This window comes from Geminicoccus flavidas (genome assembly GCF_009806515.1).
GTDB lineage: Bacteria > Pseudomonadota > Alphaproteobacteria > Geminicoccales > Geminicoccaceae > Geminicoccus > Geminicoccus flavidus.
In genome coordinates, this window is the sequence record NZ_WUJP01000118.1 from 1 (window position 1) to 10,095 (window position 10,095).

At 70.5% G+C, this 10,095-nt stretch carries 6 protein-coding genes and 1 pseudogene; 3 read left to right on the top strand and 4 right to left on the bottom strand.

Annotated features, from left to right (window positions below):
- Positions 1-24: 24 nt before the first annotated feature.
- From EQG76_RS03175 to EQG76_RS31535, 4 genes and pseudogenes are all read right to left on the bottom strand, one after another.
- Positions 25-843: a phosphodiesterase gene (locus tag EQG76_RS03175; protein WP_159710552.1), complete on the bottom strand. Its 819-nt coding sequence runs from the start codon at positions 841-843 to the stop codon at positions 25-27.
- Between the two features lie 86 nt (positions 844-929).
- Positions 930-3,218, bottom strand: coding sequence for an MHYT domain-containing protein (locus EQG76_RS03180; protein ID WP_159710554.1), 2,289 nt, complete (start codon positions 3,216-3,218; stop codon positions 930-932).
- Positions 3,219-3,356: 138 nt separating this feature from the next.
- Positions 3,357-4,876: pseudogene (locus EQG76_RS03185) on the bottom strand (YifB family Mg chelatase-like AAA ATPase).
- Between the two features lie 71 nt (positions 4,877-4,947).
- Positions 4,948-5,307, bottom strand: a complete 360-nt coding sequence (locus EQG76_RS31535) for a hypothetical protein (protein ID WP_200840514.1) — start codon at positions 5,305-5,307, stop codon at positions 4,948-4,950.
- Between EQG76_RS31535 and EQG76_RS03190 the strand changes: the two genes are divergently transcribed.
- The 3 genes from EQG76_RS03190 to EQG76_RS03200 all read left to right on the top strand — a co-directional run.
- Complete coding sequence (locus EQG76_RS03190; RefSeq protein WP_200840515.1) at positions 5,287-6,567, top strand: ADP-ribosylglycohydrolase family protein; 1,281 nt, start codon at positions 5,287-5,289, stop codon at positions 6,565-6,567. The two genes, EQG76_RS31535 and EQG76_RS03190, sit on opposite strands and share 21 nt — an antisense overlap.
- 115 nt (positions 6,568-6,682) lie before the next feature.
- On the top strand, positions 6,683-8,752 hold the full coding sequence (locus tag EQG76_RS03195; protein ID WP_159710556.1) for an ATP-dependent helicase: 2,070 nt from the start codon (positions 6,683-6,685) through the stop codon (positions 8,750-8,752).
- Between the two features lie 268 nt (positions 8,753-9,020).
- Positions 9,021-10,095, top strand: a 1,075-nt coding sequence (locus EQG76_RS03200) for an NAD(P)/FAD-dependent oxidoreductase (RefSeq protein WP_159710558.1), incomplete at its 3' end; no start/stop codon positions are given.

Below are 10,095 nucleotides of genomic sequence, written 5' to 3' on the forward strand. Positions count from 1 at the left end.
TTTAGTCCCTGGCGAGGCCAGGGGCTAGGCGCGAGGGTCGGGCCCGGCCAGGAACGGGTAGGGGCCCGGGAAATCATCCACCTGGACGGTATGGGTGACCAGCCCGGTTTCCGGCGTCCAGCGATGGAGCTGGAAGGCGGGCGGCTCCAGCACGAAGCGCGCGGGCGCATCCGGCGCCAGCGCCAGCTCGGCCTGATGGACCACCGAGGGCGCCACGCTGGCGACCGTGCCGGCGAAGCGGGTGGTGATCGGCCGGTGGTGGTGGCCGCAGACCACCCGCTCGACCTGGGGGTGCCGGGCGATCACCGCGGCGAACGCCCGGCTGTCCCGCAGCGCGATCCGGTCTAGATGCGCGATGCCGCACAGGAAGGGCGGGTGATGCATGCCCACCAGCGTCGGCCGGCCCGGCTGCTCGGCCAGGCGCGCATCGAGCCAGGCGAGGCTGGCCGCGTCCAACTCGCCATGGGCAGATCCCGGCACCAGCGTGTCGAGCAGGACGATCCGGACCGGGAACCCGTCCGCCACCAGATGCAGCCTCGCCCCCTCCTGCCCGGGCAGAAGCAGCGGGCCCAGCCCGTGGACCAGGGTCTCGCGCCGGTCGTGGTTGCCCGGCACCACGAGCACCGGCATTGGCAGGTGCTGGAGCTGGCCCAGGACGCTGCGATACTCCTCAAGCGCCCCGGCATGGGTCAGGTCGCCGGTCACCACGACCACGTCCGGCCGCTGGTCCAGGCGCAGCACCCGGTCGATTGCGCGCGCGACCATCCGGTTGGCCGCCACCCGGCCATAGGCGAGGCTGCCCTCGGCCAGGACATGCAGGTCAGTGAGCTGGCAGATCAGCAAGTCCATCCTCCAGGTAGGCCCGCGGGCGGCATAGGCCCGGCCTCGCGACAACGGCATGACCGTGCGCCAGCCAGGACGGCTGGCCGCTAGGCCGGCCGCGCCTGGGCCACCTCCAGGCGCGCAGCCTGGCCGGCATCAGGGCCAGCACCCAGGGCCAGGGCAATGGCACGGGCGAGCGTTGCCTGGTCGAAGGGCTTGCCGAGCCGCGGGAAGTCGCCGTCGGGCTCGGCGGGCGGCGCGTAGCCGCTGGCGATCAGCACCGGCAGTGCTGGCTGCTCCGCGCGTAGGATACGGGCCAACTCGAGTCCGGTCATGGCCGGCATCGCCTGATCGGTGATCAGGAGGTCGACCTGCTGGCCGGAGCGGAGGAGTTCCAGCGCCTCGACCGCGGATGGCCGCTCCAGCACGGCGTGGCCCAGATCCTCCAGCATGGCGACCGTGTTCATCAACACGAGCGGGTCGTCGTCGATGGCCAGCACGGTCAGCCGGCCGACCTGCGCCGTCGCCGCGGCCGGGGCCGGCCGCCGGGCATGCTCCGGCGCAACGCTGGCCGGCAGCCAGAGTTCCGCCACGGTCCCCTCGCCCACCGTGCTGCGCAGGAACAGCCGGCCGCCCGACTGCGCCGCCAAGCCCTGCACCATGGGCAGGCCGAGCCCGGTACCCTTGCCGAGCCCCTTGGTGGTGAAGAACGGCTCCAGCGCGCGATCGAGCGTCGGCGCGTCCATCCCCTGGCCTGTGTCGGACAGGACCAGGCAGAGATAGCTGCCGGGCAGGAGCCCATCCGCCGCTCCGTCCGCCACCTGCCGCTCGGCAGCCGTAATGGTCAGCCTGCCCCCGGCGGGCATGGCGTCGCGCGCATTCAGCGCCAGGTTGAGCAGCGCCAGCTCGAGCTGGTTGGCGTCCACATGGGCGCGCGGCAGGCCAACGGGAAAGCGGGTCGCGACCGTGATCATCGGGCCCAGCGAGCGCTCCAGCAGGTCGGCCATGCCGCCGACCAGGGCCGGCACGTCGACCGGCTCGGGCTTCAGGTCCTGCCGCCGCGCGAACGCCAGCAGGCGCTGGGTGAGCGCCGCACCGCGCCTGGCCCCCTCGAACGCGCCCTCCAGCAGTCGCCCGGCCTTGGGATCATCCGGCAGGCGCTTGCGCAGCAGATCGAGATTGCCGATCACCACCGCCAGGATGTTGTTGAAGTCATGGGCGATCCCGCCGGTGAGCTGGCCAATCGCCTCGATCTTCTGCGCCTGGCGCAGGGCCTCCTCAGCGCGCCGGTGCTCGGTGACGTCGGTGAGGCCGCCCAGCACCCGCAGGAACCCGCCCTCCCCGTCCCGCTCCAGCCGCACGGAGGACACCACGTCCAGGATCTTGCCGGACCTAGTAACGATCCGGTGCTCGACGTCGCGGGCTTCCCCGTGGCGGAGCAGAGCCGGCCAGTCCTCGCGGATCGCCCGGCGCGCCGACGCTGCCGTCATGAAGTCGACCAGCGGCCGCCCGACGATCTCGGTCCGGTCATAGCCGATCAGGTCCAGGCAGGCGTCGCTGACCTGCTCGACCCGGCCCGACCGGTCCAGCGAGTAGAGCGGCAGCGGCGTGCGCCGGTAGAGCTGCCGGAAGCGCTCCTCGCTCTGGCGCAGGGCCGCCGCCTCGCGCTCGGCCAGATGCGCGAAGCGGCGATCGAACATGGCGGCGATCAGTGCCAGGAACAGGATCAGGAAGGCGGCCGCCGCCACGGCCACGGCCAGGGTCGGCTGGTCGAAGCCCCCTGCCGCCGGCGGGACCGCCTCGCCATGATGCATGACGAAGGTGACGCCGGCCATGCCGGCATAGTGCATTCCGGAAACCGCCACGCCCATCACCAGGGCGGCGGCCAGCCGCCTGGGGAAATGGCTGGTCCTGGTGGTGAGCCACAGCGCTGCCGAAGCGGCGCCGATCGCGATCAGCACCGATGCCGCCACCCAGTAGGGGTCATAGCGGAGCTCGGCATCCATCTTCATCGCCGCCATGCCGACATAGTGCATCGCGACGATGCCCAGCCCCATGAGCAGGCCGGCGGCCGGCAGCAGCATGGACGAGCGCGGGAACAGGCCCATGAGGCCGAAGCTCATGCCGGTCGCGACGATCGGGACGAGCAGCGAGACCAGGGTCAGCCCGACATCGTAGTCGGCCTGCATCCCGGGCATGCGGTAGGCCAGCATCGCGACGAAATGCATGGCCCAGATGCCGCCGCCCATGGCCAGCGCCGCCGTCGCCAGCCAGGCGAGCCGTGCCCAACCGGCGGATGCCCGGATCCGGCTGGCAAGGTCGAGTGCTGTATAGGCGGCGGCCGCGATCAGGATCGAGAGTGCTACGAGCGCGTGGTTATGGCTGCCGACGATCATACCTAGTTCTTCTGCCACGCCGGCCCTGGCATCTCGGCGACCGCGCGCGAGTGGTCCAGGCTCATCAGTGCTGCCAGATGGACCGGACCGGATCAATAGGCAGGCCCGGCCGCTTCACGAGCTCGGCCCCGCCGCCCCTCAGCCGCGCCTGGGCGCATGACGGCGAAACGCCAGCGCCTCGGCGACCTGTGGCTTGCGCACCACCTCGCTGCCGTCCAGGTCGGCGACCGTGCGGGCCACCCGCACGACCCGGTGCCAGCTCCGTGCGGTCAGGTGCAGATGCTTGGCGGCCCGCTCCAGGAGCTGGCGGGCCGGCGGGTCCAGGGGTGCGATCTCGTCCAGGAGCTCGCCCTCGGCCTCGGCATTGGCACGCAGTTCCGGACGGCCGGCCTTGGCGAACCGCTCGGACTGGATCTCCCGCGCCGCCGCGACCCTGGCCGCCACCTTGGCGCTGTCCTCGGCGGGTGCCGGCAGGAGGAGATCGGCCGGCGAGACTGCCGGCACCTCGACCACTAGGTCGATCCGGTCGAACAGCGGTCCGGAGATCCGGCCGAGATAGTCGTCCGCGCAGCGGGTGCCTTGGCGCATTGCAGCTCCCGCGTGCCGAGATGGCCGCAGCGGCACGGGTTCATCGCGGCGATGAGCTGGAAGCGCGCCGGATAGGTGGCGTGGGCCGTTGCGCGTGACACGGTGATCTGGCCGGTCTCCAGCGGCTGGCGGAGCGCGTCCAGCACGTTGCGCTGGAACTCCGGCAGCTCGTCCAGGAACAGGACGCCCTTGTGGGCGAGGCTGATCTCGCCCGGCCGGGCATTGCTGCCCCCGCCGACCAGGGCTGCCATCGAGCTGCCGTGGTGCGGGCTGCGGAACGGCCGGCGCCTTGTCAGCCGGCCGCCTTCCAGCCTGCCGGCGATGGACGCGATCATGCTGACCTCCAGCACCTCGGCCGGGTCGAGCGGCGGCAGGAGGCCCGGCAGCCGGGCCGCCAGCATCGATTTCCCGGAGCCGGGCGGCCCGCTCATCAGCAGGTGGTGGTGGCCGGCCGCGGCGATCTCGATGGCGCGCTTGGCCGTCTCCTGACCCTTCACGTCCTTCAGGTCGGGATAGGAGCCGCCTTCGCTGGCCAGTGCCGGCTCGGGCGGCGGGAGGCGGTGCAGGCCGCGGAGATGGTTGATGAGCGAGGCCAGCGAGGGTGCGGCCACCACCTCGATCTCGCTGGCGAGCCAGGCCGCCTCGCCGCCGCAATCGCCCGGGCAGATCATGGCGAGGCGCCGCTCGCTCGCCGCCAGGGCTGCCGGTAGCACGCCCTGGACCGGGCGGATCGCGCCATCCAGGGCCAGCTCGCCCAGCACCAGATGCTGCTCGAGCGCTGCCGGTGGCAGCAGGCCCAGCACCACCAAGAGGCCCAGCGCGATCGGCAGGTCGAAATGGCTGCCTTCCTTGGCGAGGTCGGCCGGGGCCAGGTTGATCACAATCCGCTTGGGCGGCAGCGAGATGCCGAGCGTGCCGAGGGCACCGCGCACCCGCTCCCGGCTCTCCGCCAGCGCCTTGTCGGGCAGGCCCACCAGGGTGAAGGCCGGCAGGCCGCTGGCAAGCTGCACCTCCACGTCGACGTCGCGCACTTCCAGCCCGGCGAACGCCACGGTTCGCACCCTTGCCATGGTGGTGGTCGGCGCCATCGACATCTCCCTTCGACAGGCCGGCAGGAATGGCACGAACCGGGGCATCATTTCTATCGAAGATTGATTGTTACGGCTTTAAACCCTGATTGCGGTTGCGCAAATGGGTAGCTGATGCCCGCATGAGAATAGTCCCACCGGCTGCGCCATGGGTCAGGAAGAGGAGCGATGATGGCAGGCGAGCAGAACCGGATGGCTGGCGCCTCCGCCCTGGGCCGCACCAGCGTGACCCACCCCTGCAGATTGCGGAAGTGCGGGCGAAGGACGGGTACGGCCGCATCGGGATCACCTTCTGCCCCGGCAAGAACCAGGCCCATGCCTTCACCGGCTCCTGAAACCGGGACCTGTGCGTCGATCTCGATGCGGTCCGGCAATGGGGGCCGGCGCTGGTGGTGACGCTGATCGAGCAGCACGAGCTGGACAGCCTGCGGATCCCCACCCTGGAGGAGGAGGTGCGGCGCCGATACATGGACTGGCTGCACCTGCCGATCCCCGACTATGGCGTGCCGCCCGAGGCGTTCGAGACCAGGTGGAACGAAGTGGGCGAAGGTATTCGCGCCCGGCTCCGCGACGGGTTCGATGTCCTGGTGCATTGCAAGGGCGGGCTCGGGCGGGCCGGGACAATCACGGCCCGCCTGCTGGTCGAGTGCGGCATGCCGCCGGACCAGGCGATCCGGACCGTCTGCAAGGTGCGCCCTGGTGCCATCGAGACCGGCGGCCAAGAGGACCATGTCCGGCGGCAGGTCGAGATCCCGGAGCGAAAGCCGGCCACGGACAGGGACACGATCCGCGACCGCGCCCATGGCGCGCTGCTGGGCCTGGCTGTGGGCGATGCGGTCGGCACCACGCTGGAGTTCAAGCCGCGCGACAGCTACCCGCCGCTCACCGACATGGTCGGGGGCGGGCCGTTCCGCCGCAAGCCGGGCGGCTGGACCGACGACACCGCCATGGCGCTGGCCCTGGCGGAAAGCCTCGTCGCCCATCCCGGGCTGGACGAGCGCGACCTGATGGCCCGCTTCACCGACTGGTACCGGAACGGCGCCTATTCCTGCGAGGATGTATGCGATGACATCGGCATCACCACCAGGCAGGCATTGGCAAAATGGGAGCGGACCGGCGACCCGCTGGCCGGCTCGACCGATCCGCAGCAGGCCGGCAACGGCTCGCTGATGCGGCTGGCCCCGGTGGCGCTGCGCTGGTGGCACGACCGGGAGAAGCTGCGCGACGTGGCCGCCCGCCAGAGCCGCACGACCCACGGTGCTCCGGAGGCAGTCGATGCGTGCATCGTCTATGCCGAGATGCTGGCCGACGCGATCGCCGGCAGGCTGCGCTCCAGAGTGCTGCACCGGCCGGCGGCTGCGCTTGCCGGAAACGTCGCGGCGATCGCCGCCGGCTCCTGGCGCGGCAAGCGCCGCGACGACATCCAGGCCACCGGCTATGTGGCCCATGCCCTGGAAGCATCGCTCTGGTGCATCGGCCGGACCGGCGACTTCCGCTCGGCTGTGCTGACCGCGGCCAATCTCGGCCAAGACGCCGACACCACGGCGGCGATCACCGGTCAGCTCGCCGGGGCCCTGTACGGTGCGTCCGGCATCCCCGCTTCGTGGCGGGAGCGGGTTGCCTGGGCGGAACGGATCCACGACCTGGCGGGCCGGCTCCTCACCTTCCCCTGAAGTCCCGGGCCGGAGCGAGCGGGGCTCGCCGAGGCTACCCCTTGCCGCCGAGGTTGCGCACCCAGGGCGCATCCCCGATCCTGCCGCCAGGGTGCCTCGGGGGAGACGAGCGAGGGTGGATGCGACCGCCGCCGATTATCTGGCGGGCCTCAATCCGGAGCAGCGGCAGGCGGTCCTGCATGGCACGGGAAAGCAGGACTCCGCCCCTGCACTCCTAGTGATCGCAGGTGCCGGCTCCGGCAAGACCGACACGCTGGCGCATCGCGTGGCCCACCTGATGGTCCAGCGCGTTCCCCCTGAGCGCATCCTCCTCCTGACCTTCTCCCGGCGGGCCGCGGCCGAGATGGTCCGGCGCGCGGAGCGGATCTGCGCCAAGGTGCTGGGCCTGAACGGCCCGTCCCCGGCACTGCGTCTCGGCTGGGCCGGCACGTTTCACGGCATCGGCGCCCGCCTCCTGCGCACCCACGCCACCTCCCTGGGCCTGGACCCCGCCTTCACCATCCTGGACCGGGAGGACGCCGCCGACCTGATGAACCTGGTGCGCCACGAGCAAGGCCTGTCCCAGGCGGCGCGCCGCTTCCCGGCCAAGGCTACCTGCCTTGCCATCTATTCCCGCTGCGTGAATGCCGAGGCACCCCTGGACGTGGTGCTGGCCGAGCATTTCCCCTGGTGCAGTGGCTGGGAGCGCGAGCTGCGCGCCCTGTTCGGCGCCTATGTCGCCGCCAAGCAGCGCCAGAACACGCTCGATTACGACGACCTGCTGCTCTACTGGGCCGCCGCCATGGCCGAGCCCGGCCTAGCGAACGCGATCGGCAGCCGCTTCGACCAAGTGCTGGTCGACGAGTACCAGGACACCAACCGCCTGCAGGCCACCATCCTCCATGCGCTGAAGCCGGGCGGCTCCGGCCTGACCGTGGTGGGCGACGACGCCCAGTCGATCTATGGCTTTCGCGCCGCCACCGTGCGCAACATCCTGGACTTTCCCGTCCGCTGCACGCCGGCTGCCGCCGTGGTCACGCTGGCACAGAACTATCGCTCCAGCCAGCCGATCCTGGCCGCGGCCAACGGCGTGATCGACCTCGCTGCCGAGCGCTTCACCAAGAATCTGTGGACGCAGCGCCAGGGCGGCACGCCGCCGCGCCTGGTCACGGTGCCGGACGAGGCGGACCAGGCAGGCTACATCGCAGCCGAGATCCTGGAGAACCGGGAGCGCGGCGTCCCGCTTCGCCAGCAGGCCGTCCTGTTCCGCACCGCACATCATAGCGGAGCGTTGGAGGTCGAGCTCACCCGCCGCGACATCCCGTTCGTGAAGTTCGGCGGGCTGAAGTTCCTGGACAGCGCGCACGTCAAGGATGTGTTGGCGCTCCTGCGCTTCGTCGAGAACCCCAAGGACCGGATGGCTGGCCTGCGCGTGCTCCTGCTGCTGCCGGGCATCGGCCCCGCCGCTGCGGAGCGCGTGCTGGAACGGCTTGCCGCACCGGATGGACCGGGGGTCGGGCTGGCGGACGTGCCGGCGCCCGGCAGGGCCGGGGCCGCCTGGGCGGAGTTCGTCGCGGCCGTGCAGGAGCTGCGCCACGCGGCCTGGCCGGCAGCGCTGGACCAGGCCCGCCAATGGTACGCACCGCATCTGGAGCGTATCCATGAGGATGCCGCGGCCAGGGCCGCCGACCTCGCCCAGCTCGCCCAGATCGCCGCCGGCTACCCGTCGCGCGAGCGGTTCCTCACCGAGCTGACCCTGCATCCGCCCGATGCGGTCAGCGACCAGGCCGGCGTGCCCATGCTGGACGAGGACTATCTGGTTCTTTCCACGATCCATTCCGCCAAGGGCCAGGAGTGGCAGGCCGTGTTCGTGCTGAACGTGGTGGATGGCTGCATCCCCTCGGACCTCGGCACGGGCAGCCCGGACGAGATCGAGGAGGAGCGGCGGCTGCTCTATGTCGCGATGACCAGGGCGCGTGACGAGTTGCATCTCGTGGTGCCGCAACGCTTCTTCACCCACGGCCAGAATGCTCGCGGCGACCGCCACGTCCATGCCGGGCGCAGCCGCTTCCTGCCGGACGAGCTCCTGCCGCTGTTCGAGCAGGCCGTCTGGCCGGAGGTAGTCGCGGAGCAGGCGGCAACTGGGCAGCCGGCCCCGCGGATCGACCTGGCGGCTCGGATGCGGGGTATGTGGGCGGCCAGTTGAGATGCCGGCGGCGGTGCCGGCCATGTGACGAAACAGTGACGTGACCTGTGCAAAGGCCCTTGACGCTCCTCATAGTGGATGACATCCATCATCGCGCAGGCAGGTAAGCAGCCATCGAGACGTCTGGTGTCGATCATCCAGGCGAAGTGACTATCGCGCTCGAATAGCCCGTGTCCTCAAAGACGGCAGAAGCAGTGCCGCCAGGAATCGCTGGCTGTGTCAGAGTGGATCATCGCCCGCAACTCTCGTCTGCACGGAGTCCGAGCGCATGCAACGTTCGCCGATCGAGCCGTCGCTGTGGTATGCGACGGCACCCGCGGCCCCACCGACCGAGCCGATCGATGGCGAGGTCACTGCCGATGCCTGCGTGATCGGGGCCGGCTATACCGGGCTGTCGACCGCCCTGCACTTGGCCGAGCAGGGCGTGCGGGTGGTGGTGCTGGAAGCGAAAGAGGTCGGCTTCGGCTGCTCCGGGCGCAATGCCGGCCATTGCACCCCGACCTTCCACTTCTACTCGATCCCGACCGTGCGCAAGATGCTGGGCCCGGTCTATGGCGAACGGCTGGTCGAGCGACAGACGAACGGCGCCAACCTCACCTTCGACATCATCCGCCGCTACGGGATAGACTGCGAGGCGGTGCAGAACGGCTACCTGATGGTGGCGCACGCCCCGTCGCGCGTGAAGATGCTGGAGGAGAAGCAGCGGACCTATGCTACGGCTGGCAAGGTCACGCATCTGCTCGACAAGGCCGAGACCGAGCGGCTGACCGGCTCACCGCGCTATTACGGCGCCTGGCTGCATCCCGAGGGCGGCCATCTCAATCCGCTGGCCTATGCCCGCGGCTTGGCCAGGGCGGTGATCTCGCAGGGCGGGACCATCCACACCCACTCGCCGGTGACTGGCATCGAGCCGGCCGGCTGGCGCTGGCGGGTCGTGACGGCCACGGGTGCGGTCACCGCGGACAAGGTGGTGTGCGGCAGCGGCGCCTATACCGACGGCTACTGGCCGGGCCTGGACAAGACCTTCACCACCATGTCGGTGATGATCCTCGCCACGCAGCCAATTTCCGACAATGTCCGCAAGACGATTGCGCCGGAAAACCACACGGTCGTCGAGACGCGCGACGACCCGATGATCTACAAATACAACAAGGAAGGCCGGCTGGTCACTTCGGTCTTCGTCGAGGGCAAGCGCGGCGGGGATCTTGAATACACCAAGAAGCTCACCGCCGACAAGCTGAAGTGGATGCTGCCGCAGCTCGACGAGGTGGATTTCGAGTACGCCTGGACCGGCGACCTCGACATGCAGCCCAAGACCTTCCCGCGCCTGTTCGAGCTGGCGC